This is a genomic window from Nostoc sp. CALU 546, from assembly GCF_048836525.1.
In genome coordinates, this window is sequence record NZ_JAWJTF010000005.1 from 109240 (window position 1) to 126651 (window position 17412).

At 43.4% G+C, this 17412-nt stretch carries 11 protein-coding genes; 9 read left to right on the forward strand and 2 right to left on the reverse strand.

The window, feature by feature from the left end:
- Window positions 1–79 precede the first annotated feature (79 nt).
- Window positions 80–6406 (forward strand): AAA family ATPase, encoded by a 6327-nt coding sequence (locus RRG12_RS04170; RefSeq protein ID WP_420758455.1) that lies wholly within the window; start codon window positions 80–82, stop codon window positions 6404–6406.
- A gap of 166 nt (window positions 6407–6572) precedes the next feature.
- On the opposite strand, the gene ctpA is transcribed toward RRG12_RS04170, so the two are convergent.
- On the reverse strand, window positions 6573–7817 hold the full coding sequence (gene ctpA, locus RRG12_RS04175; RefSeq protein ID WP_069068454.1) for a carboxyl-terminal processing protease CtpA: 1245 nt from the start codon (window positions 7815–7817) through the stop codon (window positions 6573–6575).
- Between the two features lie 406 nt (window positions 7818–8223).
- On the opposite strand from ctpA, the gene petB reads away from it, so the two are divergent.
- The 6 genes from petB (at window position 8224) to RRG12_RS04205 (ending at window position 13657) form a co-directional block, all read left to right on the forward strand.
- Complete coding sequence (petB, locus tag RRG12_RS04180; RefSeq protein ID WP_069068453.1) at window positions 8224–8871, forward strand: cytochrome b6; 648 nt, start codon at window positions 8224–8226, stop codon at window positions 8869–8871.
- A gap of 255 nt (window positions 8872–9126) precedes the next feature.
- A complete protein-coding gene (gene petD, locus RRG12_RS04185; protein ID WP_069068452.1) occupies window positions 9127–9609 on the forward strand; it encodes a cytochrome b6-f complex subunit IV in 483 nt (160 codons plus the stop codon).
- Between the two features lie 430 nt (window positions 9610–10039).
- Window positions 10040–10483 (forward strand): ATP-binding protein, encoded by a 444-nt coding sequence (locus tag RRG12_RS04190; RefSeq protein ID WP_069068486.1) that lies wholly within the window; start codon window positions 10040–10042, stop codon window positions 10481–10483.
- Window positions 10484–11029: 546 nt separating this feature from the next.
- Window positions 11030–12043 (forward strand): GDP-mannose 4,6-dehydratase, encoded by a 1014-nt coding sequence (locus RRG12_RS04195; RefSeq protein WP_420758456.1) that lies wholly within the window; start codon window positions 11030–11032, stop codon window positions 12041–12043.
- A 10-nt stretch (window positions 12044–12053) separates the two neighbouring features.
- Complete coding sequence (locus tag RRG12_RS04200; RefSeq protein WP_069068450.1) at window positions 12054–13241, forward strand: glycosyltransferase family 4 protein; 1188 nt, start codon at window positions 12054–12056, stop codon at window positions 13239–13241.
- Between the two features lie 44 nt (window positions 13242–13285).
- A complete protein-coding gene (locus RRG12_RS04205; protein WP_420758457.1) occupies window positions 13286–13657 on the forward strand; it encodes a hypothetical protein in 372 nt (123 codons plus the stop codon).
- Between the two features lie 42 nt (window positions 13658–13699).
- On the opposite strand, the gene RRG12_RS04210 is transcribed toward RRG12_RS04205, so the two are convergent.
- Entirely contained in the window at window positions 13700–14131 is a 432-nt protein-coding gene (locus RRG12_RS04210) for a hypothetical protein (RefSeq protein ID WP_420758458.1), read from the reverse strand.
- Window positions 14132–14723: 592 nt separating this feature from the next.
- Between RRG12_RS04210 and RRG12_RS04215 the strand changes: the two genes are divergently transcribed.
- Window positions 14724–15068: a hypothetical protein gene (locus RRG12_RS04215; protein ID WP_420758459.1), complete on the forward strand. Its 345-nt coding sequence runs from the start codon at window positions 14724–14726 to the stop codon at window positions 15066–15068.
- 181 nt (window positions 15069–15249) lie between these two features.
- A complete protein-coding gene (locus RRG12_RS04220) occupies window positions 15250–17388 on the forward strand; it encodes a pentapeptide repeat-containing protein (protein ID WP_420758460.1) in 2139 nt (712 codons plus the stop codon).
- Window positions 17389–17412: the final 24 nt, after the last annotated feature.

The window sequence follows — 17412 nt, forward strand, 5'->3', positions numbered from 1 at the left end:
CCAGTTTTCTAACGTTTGTTAACCAAGATATTGTCCTGGGAATTATAACGCTAGTATACAGATATTCTCGTAAAAACTTATGAGTGCCAAAGTTGATGGAACTTTAACGATCGCTGGCTACCAAACTATAGAACAACTATATTTAGGTTCTCGCACCCAAGTGTATCGGGCAGTTCGAGAATGCGATCGCCTGCCAGTTGTCATCAAGCTCTTAAAACGAGAATACCCGACTTTTAGCGAATTAGTACAGTTTCGCAACCAATATGCGATCGCTAAAAACATAGATATTCCCGGCATTATCAAACCCTATAGTCTGGAAGCCTATCATAATGGCTATGTTCTGGTCATGGAAGACTTTGGTGGTGTTTCCTTGCGGCAATTTACTCAAGGAAAAATACTGACATTAGAGCAATTTCTACCTATTGCTTTGCAATTATTAGACACCTTACACCAGTTGCATAAACAGAGTGTCATTCACAAAGACATAAAACCAGCCAACATCCTAATTCACCCTCAGAATAAACAAATCAAGCTGATTGACTTCAGTATTGCCTCGCTCTTACCACGAGAAACCCAGGAGATCCAAAGTCCCAACGGACTAGAGGGAACGCTAGCGTATCTGTCACCAGAGCAAACCGGACGGATGAACAGGGGTATTGACTACCGCAGTGACTTTTATTCATTAGGCGTAACTTTCTTTGAACTGTTGAGTGGACAATTACCCTTTGAGTCCAATGAGCCGATGGAATTGCTGCATTGTCACATTGCCAAACAACCACCCTTTCTCTGCGATTTCAACCCCGATTTGCCCCTGATGCTGGGGGAGATTGTCCGCAAACTGATGGCGAAGAACGCCGAAGACCGCTATCAGAGTGCGCTAGGAATTAAACATGACCTAGTGACTTGCGTAGAACAGTGGCGAGAAACAGGTAAGCACACCTGGTTTGATTTGGGACAGCGAGATATCAGCGATCGCTTCCTCATACCCGAAAAACTCTACGGGCGAGAATCGGAAGTGCAAACGTTACTGGATACCTTTGGTTATGTTGCTAATGGTGGTTCCCAACTGATGCTAGTAGCAGGTTTCTCTGGTATTGGTAAAACCGCAGTTGTCAATGAAGTACATAAGCCAATTGTCCGGTGGAACGGCAATTTCATCAAGGGCAAATACGACCAGTTCAACCGCAACATTCCTCTATCTGCTTTTGTGCAAGCTTTTCGTGACCTGATGGGACAGTTGCTCAGTGAAAGTGATAGCCAACTGAAGCAATGGCAGAGCAAGATTTTAGCGGCAGTTGGAGACAACGGGCAACTCCTGATCGAGGTAATTCCTGAATTAGAGCAGCTGATCGGCAAACAGGGTGCGATCGCACAATTATCGGGTAGTGCGGCACAGAACCGTTTTAATCTGCTGTTCCAAAAGTTCATTCAAGTCTTCACCACAAGAGAGCATCCTTTGGTGATGTTTCTTGATGACTTGCAGTGGGCAGATTCGGCATCGCTCAATTTGCTGAAACTGTTGATGACTCAGAGTGATTGGGGTTATCTATTCATTATTGGCGCCTACCGCGATAACGAGGTGTTTGCAGCTCATCCACTGATGTTGACGTTAGATGAAATTGAAAAGGCATCTTCCTGCGTCAAGACTTTAACTCTAGATCCCTTGAGTCAAGTAGATGTGAATCATTTAATTGCCGACTCCCTCAGTTGTGCAACAGGCCAAGCATTGCCATTGACAGAGTTGGTTTATCAAAAAGCCCAAGGTAATCCCTTTTTCACAACTCAGTTTTTGAAAGCGCTACATGAGGATGGGCTGATTACCTTTGATTGGGAGATAGGTTTCTGGCAATGTGATGTAGCACAAGTGCGATCGCTCGCTCTCACTGATGACGTGGTGGAATTTGTGGCACAACAACTTCAGAAATTGCCACCCAACACTCAAGATATCTTGAAACTGGCAGCCTGTATTGGTAATCAATTTGATTTGAAGACATTGGCGATCGTTTCTGAACAATCGCAAATTGAAGCGGCTACAAGTTTATGGAAAGCTTTACAAGAAGGCTTAATTATACCCCAAAATGAAGTTTATAAGTTTTATCAACAGGAGTCATTTGTCAATAGTCATAAACAAATGACCAATGACCAAGGACAAATGACAGTTACTTATAAATTTTTACATGACCGGGTGCAACAAGCAGCATACTCACTAATTCCCGCCGATGAAAAACAACCCGTTCACCTGAAGATTGGACAGTTACTCTTAAGCAATACTCCCGAAAGCAACCGAGAAGAACGGATTTTTGAAATAGTCAGTCAACTCAATATTGCGACTGAATTGATCGCCCAATCCGCAGAACGTCAAACATTAGCCGAATTTAACCTGATGGCAAGCCGCAAGGCAAAGGCGGCCACAGCCTATACTGCCGCCTGTAAATATGCTCAGGTAGGCATTGGGTTACTTGCCCAAAACAATTGGCAGCATCAGTATGAGTTGACCTTAGCACTCCATCAAGTCGCCACAGAAGCCGCCTATCTGAGTGGTGATTTAGAGCAGATGGCAGCTAATGCCAGCCTTGTCTTGAATCACGCCAAAACTCCGTTAGCTCAAATTAGCGTCTATGAAGTGAAGATTGAAGCATTCACAGCCCAGGGTCAATTTTCTCAAGCGATCGCAGCGGCACTTGCCATTTTAAAGCAATTAGGAGTAGAACTGCCCGCAGATCCTACCCAGGAAGATGTGGCAGCTGCCTTTAGTACCGTTTCTGATGCGATTGGAGAGCGTCTACCTGGTGAGTTACTCAACCTCAGCGAAGCAAAGAATGCAAACATCCTGGCAGCGGCTCGAATTTTGACATCAGTAGCACCCTGCGCCTATCTGTATCAGCCACTACTGTATTTATTGGTGATTTTAAAAAAGGTTTATTTGTCTGTTGTATATGGCAATGAGTCAACCTCGACCTTTAGCTATGTCTCTTATGGAATATTGATGTGTGGTGTGTTCGGAAAGGTTGAATTAGGTTATGAATTCGGTCAGTTAGCCCTCGATCTGCTATCACGTCAGCAAAATTCCGAATTGAAGGGGAAAACTTTATTACTAGTCTATGTGTACACAAGGCATTGGAAAATGCACCTGCGTGAGACATTAAACCCCTTGCAGATAGCTTATTGTAGTTGTTTAGATGTAGGCGATTTTGCTTTTGCGGGTTACTCTGCGTATAATTACGGTTTTTACTCCTATTTTGCTGGAAAGAATTTAACGCAACTGGAGTCAGAACTTGCCCGATATTGTGAAGCCCTCAAGCACCTCAAGCAAAATCTCAGTTTGACCTATTCCCAGGTGATTCGACAAATTTTGCTGAATTTAATGGGGAATGGGGATGAAGTAGTGGTGTTGAGCGGTGCAGCCTACAATGAACAGCATCAACTTCCATTACATGAAACAGCGGGCGATCGCACCGGATTAGCATTGCTGTGGATTAACAAACTAGTTCTGTCTTATCTGTTTTCAGAGTTTAAACAAGCCGTAGAACAGGCTGGACAAGCAAGACGGTATTTGGATGCTGTCCTGGCTTTTTTATATGTACCCATCTTTCATTTCTATGAATCTTTAGCCCAAATAGCATATTTGGGAGAACTTTCAACCCCAGAACAGCAGCCAATCAAGGAATGTATCGCTGCAAATCAAGAAAAACTCAAAGACTGGGCAACTCATGCGCCGATGAATTTCTTGCACAAGTTTTATCTAGTCGAGGCGGAACGAGAACGAGTCCAAGGCAACAAAGCCGAGGCAATAGATTTGTACGATCGCGCCATCAAAGGAGCCAAAAAAAACGATTACATCCAAGAAGAAGCACTTGCCAATGAACTAGCTGCCAAATTTTACCTCGACTGGGGCAAAGAGCGGATTGCTCAAGAATACATGACCCAAGCCTACTACGGCTATGCTCGTTGGGAAGCTAAAGCCAAAGTCGCCGATTTGGAACGACGCTATCCCCAACTCCTCGCTCCCATTCTCCAGCCAACTCGTTCTCCCCTCTCAACTAACGAAACTATCTTCACATTAGAAAGTATCACCTCCACCAGTTCTGCCACTTCCAGTAGTAGCAACGTCTCTGTTGCTTTAGATTTAGCTACTATTCTCAAAGCTTCCCAAACCCTTTCTAGCGAAATCGAACTCGAAAAGCTGCTCTCGACGTTGCTGCATATCGTCATTGAAAATGCCGGAGCTGATAAGTGTGTGTTCATGCTTTTGGAGTCAGGTGGTTTACTAATTCAGGCGTTAGCCCAGCTTTCCTTTGGTGGCACATCTCTACAGAACAAAGGAACTGCTGAAGTCGATTTTTACCCAATGTTGTCGAACCCACAGCCTGTTGAAGACTCCCCCGATCTACCAGTTAGCTTAATTAATACCGTCAAACGCAACTTACAACCAGTAGTGATTATTGATGCCACGGTGCATCCGCAATTAATTAATGACCCGTATATTCAGCAACAGCAGCCCAAAAGCATCTTGTGCATCCCGATTTTGCATCAGGGTAAGTTGCTAGGCATTTTGTATTTGGAAAACAATTTGGCAACTGGAGCATTTACAAGCGATCGCGTCAAGCTACTCAACTTACTTTGCGCTCAAGCTGCCATTTCTGTGGAAAATGCCCGCCTTTACCGCAATTCCCAGAACTATGCTCAACAGTTGGAACAATCTCTAGCAAAATTGCAAGCTAGTGAAATCCGCTTCCAAAATTTGACAAATAATATTCCTGGTATGGTGTACCAATTCCGGTTAGCGGCTGACGGTTCAACTTCAACGCCATACGTTAGTTCTGGCTGTTTGGACTTGTATGGCTTAGAACCAGAATCAGTGATGACAGGGACGCATAGCCTTTACGCCATGAATCATCCTGACGATCAGCCAGCTATTGCCCAAGCGATCGCCTACTCTGCTCAAAATCTGACACCATTTGACATAGAATGTCGGATTATCCTGCCTTCAGGAACCGTCAAATGGATTCAATCTCTTGCTCGGCCAGAGCGGCAAGTCGATGGCGCAATCGTCTGGGATGGGGTGATGATTGATATTAGCGATGTCTACAACGAGCTGCGCTTACGCAAACAGGCTGAAGCATCTCTAGCCAAAGAACGAGAGTTTTTGAATGCCATCATTCACAATATTACAGATGGGATTGTTGTTTGTGATACTAATGGTAAATTGACTCTATTTAACAAAGCAACTCGTGAATTTCATGGCTTACCACTAGAATCATTACCAGCAGAAGAATGGGCAGAATACTTCGATCTTTATCAACCTGATGGTCAAACACCTCTATTAAAAACCGAAATTCCTTTGTTTCGCGCTTTGCAAGGGGAAATAGTCGAAAATGCCGAAATGGTAATTGCGCCAAAGCATGGTTCTACGAGAATTTTGTTAGCTAGCGGACAAGCAATATTTGATCCTGCGGGTAACAAAGCTGGTGCGGTAGTTGTGATGCGAGATATTAGCGACCGCAAACAAGCTGAACTTGCCTTACAGCAAAAATCACAAGATTTGCAACAAGCATTGAACGATTTACAAAACGCCCAATTACAAATTGTCCAAAGTGAAAAAATGTCAGCACTGGGGAATCTAGTTGCTGGTGTGGCTCACGAAATGAATAATCCCCTTGGTTTTATTGCTGCTAGTCTCAAGCAAGCTAAACCCACTGTTGCTGATATTTTTGAACACTTAAAGCTTTATCAAGAAAGTTTACCCAACAAAAATGATCAAATTCTTCACCACGCCGAAGAAATCGACTTGGATTATAGCTTAGAAGATTTGCCCAAGATGATTGATTCTATGACTATGGCGTGCGATCGCCTAAAAAATATCAGCACCAGTTTACGAACTTTCTCCCGTGCCGACAAATATTATAAAGTGCCGTTTCATATTCATCAAGGCATCGACAGCACGATTTTAATTTTGAAACATCGTCTCAAGGCTAACGAGCAACGTCCAGCAATTGAAGTGATAACTGAATACAGCACTTTACCTCAAGTTGAGTGTTTTCCTGGGCAATTAAATCAAGTATTTATGAATATCTTAGCAAATGCAATTGATGCATTGGATGAATCAAATACAAATCGGAGTTTTGAGGAAATTAAAATTAATCCTAACCGCATCACAATTAAAACATCACTAGAAATTAAAGGTGTAAAAATTACAATTGCTGACAATGGAAAGGGAATGGCTCAAGAGGTAAAACAAAAGATATTTGACCATTTATTTACGACGAAAGCTGTTGGCAAAGGAACAGGATTAGGACTTGCGATCGCCCGTCAAATTATTGTGGAAAAACATGGCGGAGCGATCGAAGTTAATTCTCAACTTGGCGAAGGAACTGAATTTGTGATTCAGCTACCATTGTCGATATAAACGAGAAAATCGCAGTTATTCTAGGATAAAAATAACTTGCCCCTGCCCTAACTATGCCTTTGTGAATGCTGAGTAATAAGTGAGATTTCCTACTCATCACTCATCACTCATCACTCATCACTCATTACTCATTACTCATTACTCATTACTCATTACTCATCACTCTTCATGCCTTTCCCGCCACCACCGAATTTTTCACCAAAAGTTGTACTGCTGCTTGATATTGCAGATCCGCTTCAGTGCCAATTTGTTCGCGGTTAATGGCTGCTTGGGAAATAACTGTATCCGGTTTAATACCTAGTTTGTTAATATCCCGGTGTTGAGGAGTTTCATACTTAGCAATTGTGACTGCCAAGCCCGAACCATCTGATAATTCAAATAAGGATTGAATTAAGCCCTTTCCAAAGGTGGTTTCACCTACCAACTGGGCGCGACCATTATCTTGGAGTGCGCCGGCGAGAATCTCACTGGCACTAGCAGTTCCTTGATTCACCAAAATCACCAGAGGATCGTTCGTCAGGGCTGGGCCAAAGGCTTCAAAACTGCCCTGAATGCCTTGTCGGTTAACAGTGTAAACGATAGTGCCGGAGTCTAACCAAAGACGGGCGATTTCAATTCCTGATTGCAATAGCCCCCCAGGATTATTTCGTAAATCTAGAATGTAGGCAGCAGCCCCTTTTTTTTCTAGACTAGAAATAGCGTGTGCCAATTCCGTTGAGGCGTTGGCATTGAATTGAGTCAGTCGTAGGTAGCCAATAGGCGTATTGTCAGTGGAAACACGCAATTCGGAAACCACAGGGTTAAGAGCAATGCGATCGCGTGTTAGTCTAATTTCTGTTTCTGCTTCTCCGTCCCGTTCGATCAGTAAAGTGACAAGGCTACCACTCGGCCCGCGCATTCTGGTTGCAGCTTCATCAAGGGTGAGATTTTCTGTAGAGACGCCTTCAATTTTGAGGATGCGATCGCGTGGTCTAATCCCCGCTTTATCTGCCGGTGAACCGGCGATAGGAGCAACTACTTCTAACTTCCCATTCTCAGAATTCAAAGCAATTTGTAATCCTACCCCAGTCAATTCCCCGGAAGTATTTACCTGCAAGCTGCGGTACTGTTCTGGATCTAAAAAGCGGGTAAAAGGATCGTCAAGGCTCTTGAGCATCTTCCCAATTGCCGCATAACTGGCATTTGAGTCTGCCAAAGGCTTCTCCAGAACCTTTTGCCTGACTGCTGCCCAGTTTTGATGATTAAACGTCTCATCTAGATAAGTGCGATTAACAATTCGCCAAACTTCCGAAACCAGCTTTTGTTCCGTCGTCAAAGCTAGAGCCGGCTGGGTGAGCGTACCCAACGCCAACCAAAACGCCATTAGCAATGAAAATCCAACCCGAAAGACTTGTTTGTTCATGAACCCCATTATCAATTCCACCTCAACCCAAATTGGCTATAAATGCTCACTTCCCCTGTTGTTGATGAAATCTATCTCTCGATTATGTTACTTTTTTTATAGAAGTGGTGCATTTTTCTCATCAAGTTGTTCAGTCAACTGATGCATCGTATCCACTCGCCAAAGGATAAAATCTACTTTGTGTCCACTATTTTGTGTGTAGGGGCGTAAAGAGATCGCAATATATTCTATCTTTACAGAGTGTAAAGTTTCTGAAGTCTCTTAGCACGCCAAAAGCTAAAAAGCAAACAAAAAAACTCCCCTTTACTAAAATCCCAAACTTGCTAATTGGGAGAGAAGTCTGAGCGAAGGCTTCTGCCGATTCAGAACTTCGGAATTTATCAACCGCAACCGACTTTTAGGAACTTGAGATTGTATGGCCAACGTTTACGACTGGTTTGAGGAACGCCTAGAAATTCAGGCGCTCGCTGAAGATGTTACTAGCAAATACGTCCCTCCCCACGTCAATATCTTTTACTGTCTGGGTGGAATTACCCTGGTTTGCTTTCTGATCCAGTTTGCTACTGGATTTGCCATGACGTTCTACTACAGGCCAACAGTCACTGAAGCTTTCTCCTCAGTGCAGTACATCATGAATGAAGTAAACTTCGGTTGGCTAATTCGCTCCATCCATCGCTGGTCTGCGAGCATGATGGTGTTGATGATGATTTTGCACGTCTTCCGGGTTTATCTTACAGGTGGTTTCAAAAAGCCCCGCGAACTCACCTGGGTAAGTGGTGTCATCCTAGCTGTGATCACCGTTTCCTTCGGAGTTACCGGCTATTCTCTACCTTGGGATCAAGTTGGCTACTGGGCTGTGAAAATCGTTAGCGGCGTACCAGAAGCAATTCCCGTGGTTGGCGTTCTGATTTCTGACCTGTTGCGCGGCGGTTCGAGTGTTGGTCAAGCAACACTAACTCGTTACTACAGCGCCCACACCTTTGTATTGCCTTGGTTAATTGCAGTCTTCATGCTGTTTCACTTCTTGATGATCCGTAAGCAAGGTATTTCCGGGCCTTTGTAATCTCAGCTATTAGCGAAAGGCAACATTTGTCAGTTTTCAGATCGAGTTGTTTGTTTTAAACTTATGAAACACAAGAAATTAATTGCACATAAGTTCCAAAAAACAAATACTTGTATCTGAAGCCTAAAGCTGTAGACACCCTCCAGGCGGCTTACTGTAGATATACAAACGCTGTTTGCCGGCTGTTGGTTGCCTAGTAGCTGATAGCTTTCACAAATGCTTTAATTTAACTTAAGCAGGAGAGCACATTTCAAAATGTCAACACAAAAGAAACCTGACCTGAGCGATCCTCAGTTAAGAGCCAAACTCGCTAAAGGCATGGGTCACAACTACTATGGTGAACCCGCTTGGCCTAATGACTTACTTTACGTCTTTCCAATTGTGATCATGGGTTCCTTCGCTGCGATTGTGGCTCTAGCCGTGTTAGATCCAGCAATGACCGGTGAACCAGCAAATCCTTTCGCCACACCATTGGAAATTTTACCAGAGTGGTATTTGTATCCAGTCTTCCAAATTTTGCGATCGCTTCCTAACAAACTTTTAGGAGTGTTAGCAATGGGTTCTGTACCAGTGGGTCTAATCCTCGTTCCTTTTATTGAGAACGTGAATAAGTTCCAAAACCCCTTCCGCCGTCCAGTTGCAACCACAGTATTCCTTTTTGGTACTCTTGTCACCCTGTGGCTGGGTATTGGCGCTGCTTTGCCATTGGATAAATCTTTGACCTTGGGACTATTCTAAATTAGTCACCACAAAGTGTTTTGACGCCTGTGAGTTTCAAGAGCAGATGCAGATGTGCTTTTGAAAACAATTAACAGGCGTCAATTTTAACAGGAAACAACTTCAGGATTCAGAAGCCAGAATTCAGAATTAAACTCTGATCTGTATTCTGAATTCTGAAATAATTCAGATTCCATTTGGGATTTTGAAGTTTTGGATGAAAAAACTCTTCCAAAATCTCAAATTACCAAGAGTCAACAAATACAAACATTTTTTACTTACTTAACGTAAGTTGCTAGTTACAACCCTCCGAATGCCAAAATCCTTCATGTTTTGTATTTTGGTACACAAAATATGTAAATTTAGATTTTTTTATGTCAGAGAAATTTTGCGAGTAGCGCAAAATTTAATAACTAGCAACTTGGGTTTACTTATATTCAAGTCACAGTTAATGCTTACTATAGTGCAGCAAGACCATCTGACGGTTAAGAGCGAACTCAGGCTCCTAAACCAGGTGCAAGAATGGTTTGAGCAATTTTGTCTGCAACATTTGTCTCAACTTGGCTGGTCAAAAACCCAACTTGATCGCCTCAATTTAGCATTAGCAGAAGGCTTTACCAACGCTGTTCGTCACGCTCATCATGCTTTACCGCCGGAAACAACCATTGAGATTAATGTTTATCTGTGGATTGACCGACTAGAGATTAGAATTTGGGATTATGGAAAACCTTTCAATCCTGATGCGATCGCAGAGCCAGCCCCAGGTACTCTACAAGTAGGCGGGTATGGATGGTTTCTCCTCCGGCGCTTGGCAGACCGTGTTGTATACGAACGCGGTACAGATGGTAGAAATTGCCTGCTCATCGTCAAATACTCTGTAGAAGCACAAAAATAAAAGTGAAGTAGTCAAGGGTAAAGGAAGATAAGAATACTTCTGATGCCAATTTTGGCTTTTGAGCGGAGGCGAAGCGTAGGGAGGGAGTATCGGCAGAGTGCGAAGACAAGTCTTCTCTACGTTCGCGCAGCGTATCGCAGACAGATGCTCTTGCTAGCTTGGTTATACTTAAGAGCAAGACAAACAAAACTTCTCCTGTGTCGCTGCTGCTAAATTTCAGCTACTCACTTTAAAACAGAAGCACCAGCAGAAGGGGTTTTTGCTCAAATATAAAGTTATTTGATTGATAAGAGTATACTCCTTTTTCAAAATTATTTAAATTGGAGTAATATATTTTTTACGTGAAATTGCTTAGTAATTATGATTTTTTTGTAAAATTTCCAAGAATATTTTTGTATAAAAAAAATTAGTGAATACAGTAAAGATAGCATTCGAGTTACACTAGCTCACTTGTTAAGATTTGTCAGCAGTGTTGAGAGCCTTATTTTTGTTCTCCAACAAGTGCCATTTTGTGCTTAAAGAGATAGAGAGAGTAGGGGAGAAAATATGACTAAGACAGCCCTAATTACAGGAATTACTGGTCAAGATGGCTACTATCTCAGCCATTTGCTTCTCAACCGTGGTTATAGAGTTGTAGGATTAGTACCCCCACATCGACAACCGAATTTGACAAAACTGGGCACACTGGCAAATCAGGTAGAAATTTTTACGGTTGACTTGAGGGATAGTGCAGCGCTGTTGACCGCAGTTGAACAACTACGTCCCCAAGAAATTTACAATCTAGCGGCTCCCAGTTTTGTCCCCGACTCCTGGAACGATCCGTTGGGAACCCTAGACTTGATAACTGGTACAGCTACTAGACTCTTAGAAGCAGTACGAAAAGTTGGTTTGTCTACCAGATTTTATCAAGCCAGCAGTTCAGAAATGTTTGGCGATGTATTCCTCTCGCCTCAAGATGAGGAAACTCCTTTTCGTCCTAAAAATCCTTATGCTGCGGCTAAAATGCACGCTCACTGGACGATGGTGCATCACAGACAGCGCTATGGACTATTTGCCTGTAGCGGAATTTTATATAATCACGAGTCTCCTCTACGCGCACCTCAGTTTGTCACACGAAAAGTTTCTTTAGCAGTCGCATCAATAAAATTGGGTTTAACTGACACCTTAGAAATGGGTAATCTAGACGCCAAACGCGATTGGGGGTTTGCGGGAGATTACGTAGAAGCAATGTGGCTGATGTTGCAAGTTGATGAACCCGAAGAATATGTGATTGGTACAGGTAAACTGCATAGTGTTAAAGATTTAGTTGCCACAGCTTTTGAGTCTGTTGGCTTGGATTGGACACACCATGTAGTCCTAAATACCAGCTTGTTGCGGCAAGATGAGCATTTTCAACTAGTAGCTAACCCCAGTAAAGCGAAAAGAAACCTCGGCTGGGAACCCCAAGTGAGCTTTGAGGAACTTTTAGAAAAAATGGTCAAAACAGATTTGGAGCGCTTACAGAGTGGTGCTTTGGATGAAGTCCTTGCCACAGGCATCGCACCCTTACCGCGAGTTTAAATAATCTAATATGCACATCACTACAGTGGCAGAAAACCTCAAGTTAGGTGATAAAGTTAACAAAAAAACTAACCATGTCTTCGTGTTCTTAGAAATTTTTGCTCACGAAGGTGGTATTCAATCATATATAAAAGATATTTTTCGCGCTTATCTGGGATTAAGCCAAGACTACAAGGCAGAAGTCTTTTTGCTACGAGATAGTCCTGATAGCTTAAATGCGTTTGAAGACGAGAACTTAAAATTTCATTACTTTAAAAATCAGTCTCCCTATTTGGGGAGACTACAAATGGCAGCGGCTTTACTTAAATGTCTGTTGCAAAGCCGTCCCCAGCAAGTTTTCTGCGGTCATATAAACTTAGCAGTACTAGTACAAACTCTTTGCCAGCCTTTGGGGATTCCTTACACTGTACTAACTTACGGTAAAGAAGTCTGGGAACCGCTGAAAAATCAAGAACGTCGCGCCTTGATATCAGCAATTGGAATTTGGACAATTAGTCGCTACAGCCGCGATCGCGCTTGTGTTGCTAATAGTCTAAACCCGAAAATGGTACAGATGATGCCTTGTGCAATTGATGGAGATAAATTTACACCTGGTTCCAAGCAGCCAGAATTACTCCAGAAATATGGCTTAACTGGTGCTAAAGTTTTAATGACAGTAGCGCGGTTATGGTCAGGGGATATTTACAAGGGTGTAGATGTCACCATTCGGGCATTACCACAAATTGCTCAGGTTTTTCCAGAAGTCAAATATTTGGTAATTGGTCGCGGTGATGACCAACCACGATTGGCGCAGCTAGCAAAAGATTTGGGTGTGAGCGATCGCGTCGTATTTGCTGGTTTCGTGGCTACAGAAGAATTAATGCAACATTACCGCCTTGCTGATGCCTATATTATGCCTTCGCAAGAAGGCTTTGGCATTGTTTATCTGGAAGCAATGGCTTGTGGAGTACCTGTATTATCCGGTGACGACGATGGTTCCGCAGACCCTTTGCAGGATGGTAAACTGGGATGGCGAGTACCACACCGCAGTCCTGATGCCGTAGCAGCAGCTTGTATAGAAATGCTTCAAGGGGATGACCAGCGATGTGATGGAAAGTGGCTGCGAGAACAAGCGATCGCTCTGTTTGGCATAGATGCCTTCCAACAGCACTTGCAAAAAATGCTTATATCCTCAGTTTTGAGTCCCAATAACAAATGACTAAAATCGCTATCCTAGAAGGAGAGCAGGACGACATTTAAAAAATGAGCTTTAAGTCATTTCAATTGAACCTTTTAAATCTCCGACCTTGGCTCACTCTGCTGGCAGTTATTTGGTTGCTGGCATCACTAGGCTTAGGTTGGTTGGTTAATTCGTTACTAATTATTGTCGGGTTGCTGTTTTTGGCACCCATTGTGGCTTTTTTTGGCTTTCGTTGGTGGCTGCAACGCAACTTGGTTGCCGATCAGTGTCCCGTCTGTGGATATGAATTTACAGGTTTAAACAACAGTCAGTTGCAGTGTCCTAGCTGTGGAGAGTCACTGCTAGTACAAAATAGTCATTTTCAGCGCTTCACACCAGAAGGCACAATTGATGTCACTGCTGTGGAAGTTCCAGCCAAATCGCTGGAAGATTAGTCATTGGTCATTAGTCATTAGCGAAGTCCAAATGACTAATGACTATTTATTTTTTTGCGAGATTGAGAGGGTGTAGTTATACTCTTGTTGTGATAGTTCGCCCACGTAAAGCGAGTATTTTCCTGTCTGCCAGTAACCAGAAAGTTCTGACTTCCCTCCAGAGTAACTATCTGCTAGTACACAAAAGCGCCCTCCAGGCCCGTCGATCAACAGTGTTGGTTTCCCTTGACTCTCTACTGTTAATCGCAAATAAGGTAGTGACTCCGTAACCTGGATCAATTGATTAGGTTCAGTAGTAATATTGCCACAATTGCTTTTCACAGTTCCCCCAGACTTTCCGTTCAAAATCAGTGGATCTGGTTGGAGATTCCGATTAATTTGGATTGTTGGTGTTTGTGCCAAATTAGCCTCAGTGAAAACCAAACTCATCGCCAAAGCTGTGGGAACAATTGCAAGTAGCCTAAGCGTCTTCATTTTAATTAATGCTCCAGATTTTTTTAGAGCAATATTGTTATATAGTCTGATTTAATAGACGACGGCAAGCCGTCTTGGTTCCAAAATCTGCCGTATAAAGCAATACCGTTCAGTTAAGGATTGTTTGTGAAGATTTGATAGATGTGTGTAGAGACGTTGCAATGCAAAGTCTTTACATCAGAAATTGGACTTACGCAAAACTACATGCTGTAGGGGGAAATTCATCAACAATAGGTGTCAACTTAACGCGAAACAGGTGGTTAGAAACCGCGTCTACACAAACAAAACCTTGATTTAACCTTAGTCCGCGCAGGCGGACTTTGCTTGTATAGCTGCGAATTCCATTCGCCAAGGCTTAAGTTGACACCATATGATTCATCAATTGCCCCTACCTGAAAAAAGGGTTTCGGCTATTGTTTGCGTAACTCCTGAGAAATATGATGTCTGGAAGGCAACAAGAAAAAAACATAATTTTTCCCTGTGCAGACAGGTCTTACAGGCACAGACATTAGCTAAAATCACTAAAACAACCACCAAAAATAGAATTTGGCTGGTTTGTTGGATAAGTGTGCTAACTGAGGTAGAAAAATTGATGAATCCTCAACCAGAAGAAGACTTACAGCGTCGCCTCAATCAGCTAGAGGCAGAAATTAATTCCCCACCTGGGGTGGTTTCCGAACCACAAGAAAAAAAACAAACGCCCCAGTCTGTTTTTGCTAACTTGAACTTGCAACTGGAGCGATTTCAGATTTGGTTCAACAGCTTATCTGGAACAAAAAAGCTGGTAGTTGCGGGTGTGACGGTGCTAGTGGGCTTGGCGATGCTGCAAGCAGTGTTTAAACTAGTTGCATCTGTAATTAGTCTGGCACTTTTGGCAGTGTTAGTGTATGTTGGATACAAATTTTTTGTGTCTGGTAGCTTTCAACGTAAGCAATAAGTTGATATGCATTTACTTGGCATTCTGCCGGAGTTATGAGAGTCAGGAGCCAGAATACAAACTGTTCCTGACTTATCACTTCTAAATTCTATTTCAATATGCTTTTCTTTTTGCTGATCAGCTTAGTCTATTTTAATTGTGCCGAGAACGGCGTAGAAATAATATCAAAGGGAATTATGCAATGACGTCACCAATTGTCAGGAGAAGTAATCAATCTGGTCAGTCAAAAAAACCGGAAAGAGCCAATTCGCTGTTGCTAGCAAGCAGGCGTTTTGCTGCTTGGGCGGCTGAAATCACACTAGTGGTTACTAGTGGGTTGATTCCCTTCGGCATTGGTGTCTATGCCAATTCTAGAAGCGATCTGAACCGAGTACCGCTTAACCCCGTGTTGGTAGTTACAGAAAGAGCGATCGCTAGACCCTTAGCTTTGCCTGTGAGCTATGGCATCCGTAACGTCGCATGGCCAACTAATATTTTGTGGACGATCGCCCTGTTAGCACCTGTAACTCTCTCATGGTGGCAATTATATTTACTAGCTAAGACTGGTAGCACAATTCCTAAACGTTGGTTAAAAGTGCGGGTTGTCAACGAGCAAGGAAAGCCACCTGGTTTGGGCGCAGTGGTGATTAGAGAAGGAGTTGGGCGTTGGACTGTACCCATTTCCATCGCTTATCTGCTGTGGCGCTACAGCTTTGCTTTTCCGAATTTAGGATTATTCACATTTTTGTCTTTGTTAATGATTGTGGGTGAAGGGATAGGCTTACCGTCACGTCGGGGGCGTCGCGCACTGCACGATCAACTCGCAGGCACTCATACAATAGATGCACTTTTAGCTAGTAACAGACAAGCTCAATCTGCTGGTGGTAACGATGAAGCAGAAGAATGGCAAGAGGGAAATGAAGAATTAGTGGCAGTCCAAAGCAACAAGTCGCCCAATCTGTGGCGGCGGATACAGCAAAATCCCAATCTAACTTTGTTTGGGGTAGGGCTGACGAGTATGACTGCTGTGTTGGCAACTTTAATCGGCACTCAAGTTTATATCCAAATTCAACAATCCCAGCGAGCAACTCAGCAAATTAATAGCCAACAGTTCCTTGAAATTGTCAAACAATTAAGTCCCAACTCTGGGGCGACTAATGAGCAACGCCAAAGCGCAATTCTAGCTATGGGTGGTCTTAATGACCCACAATCCATTAAATTCCTGGCAGATTTATTAGTTAGCGAAACCAACTCCAGTCTTCTGGATACGATTCAACAAGCTTTGACAACTGTTGGGCCTCAAGCCATCCCTGAATTAAAAAATAAGAATCAGTTTTTGGTTAGCGAACTGGAATCTGTGGGTAGCACTGCAACCAAAGAGCGCGAATTGCGGCAAGGGCGGCTACAAAGAAACCAGCGGACGATCAACAAGATTCTCTCTGTTTACAGTGGGAAAATCGAGGGCGTTGACCTTAGTAGCACCCAATTAGGTCAAAGCGGTACTCCTGGAAGTTCCTTCTTCAACTTGGTACTAGACAGCCTTGATTTATCAGGAGTTAAGTTTAAATCTGCAAATCTTAACCAAGCCAGCTTTAAGGGTAGCCGCTTCCGGAGTGCGGGTGAGGATGGACGCTGGGATACTTACGACGATGTGATGGCTGATTTAAGCCAAGCTCAGTTGCAGCAAGCCAATCTTACTGATGCTAACCTCAGTCGCGTCTTGATGAACCGTACCGACTTGAGCCGCGCCACTCTCAATAGAGCTAACTTATCCAATGCGCGTCTATATGACGCTAAACTCAATAGCACCCAACTAGTAGGAGCCGATCTGCGAAACGCAGTTTTGGAAAAAGCCAGCTTGACTGGGGCTGATTTAGGTGACGCCAAATTGAACGAAGCCAATCTATATGCCGCGCGTTTAGGTCGCGCCACTGCTATAGGAACACAATTATCCTTTGCCAATTTAACTAACACTGATTGGCAAGGGGCAGATTTATCAGGAGCCTATTTGGATCGTGCTAATCTCAGCAATGCTAATCTGAGTGCCACTCGTTTAGCTGGTGCTGTTTTGCGTTCTGCCCAGATGGAAAACGTTAACTTGCAAAATGCCGACCTGAGTCTTGCAGATTTACGGGGGGCGAATGTCACCGGAGCAGATTTTAAGGGAGCAATTCTCGCCCCTAGCAAACAAGATCCAGCAGATCAATTTGTCCAAACCCCAGATTTAGGCTCAGTATCTGCCGTAGTCCAAGGTGTTGATTTTTCACAAGCTAAAAATTTAGATGCCAAGCAATTAGCATACATTTGTACTCAAGGAGGCATTCATCCCCGTTGCCCGTAGAATGGAGGGGGAGCAGAGGGGCAG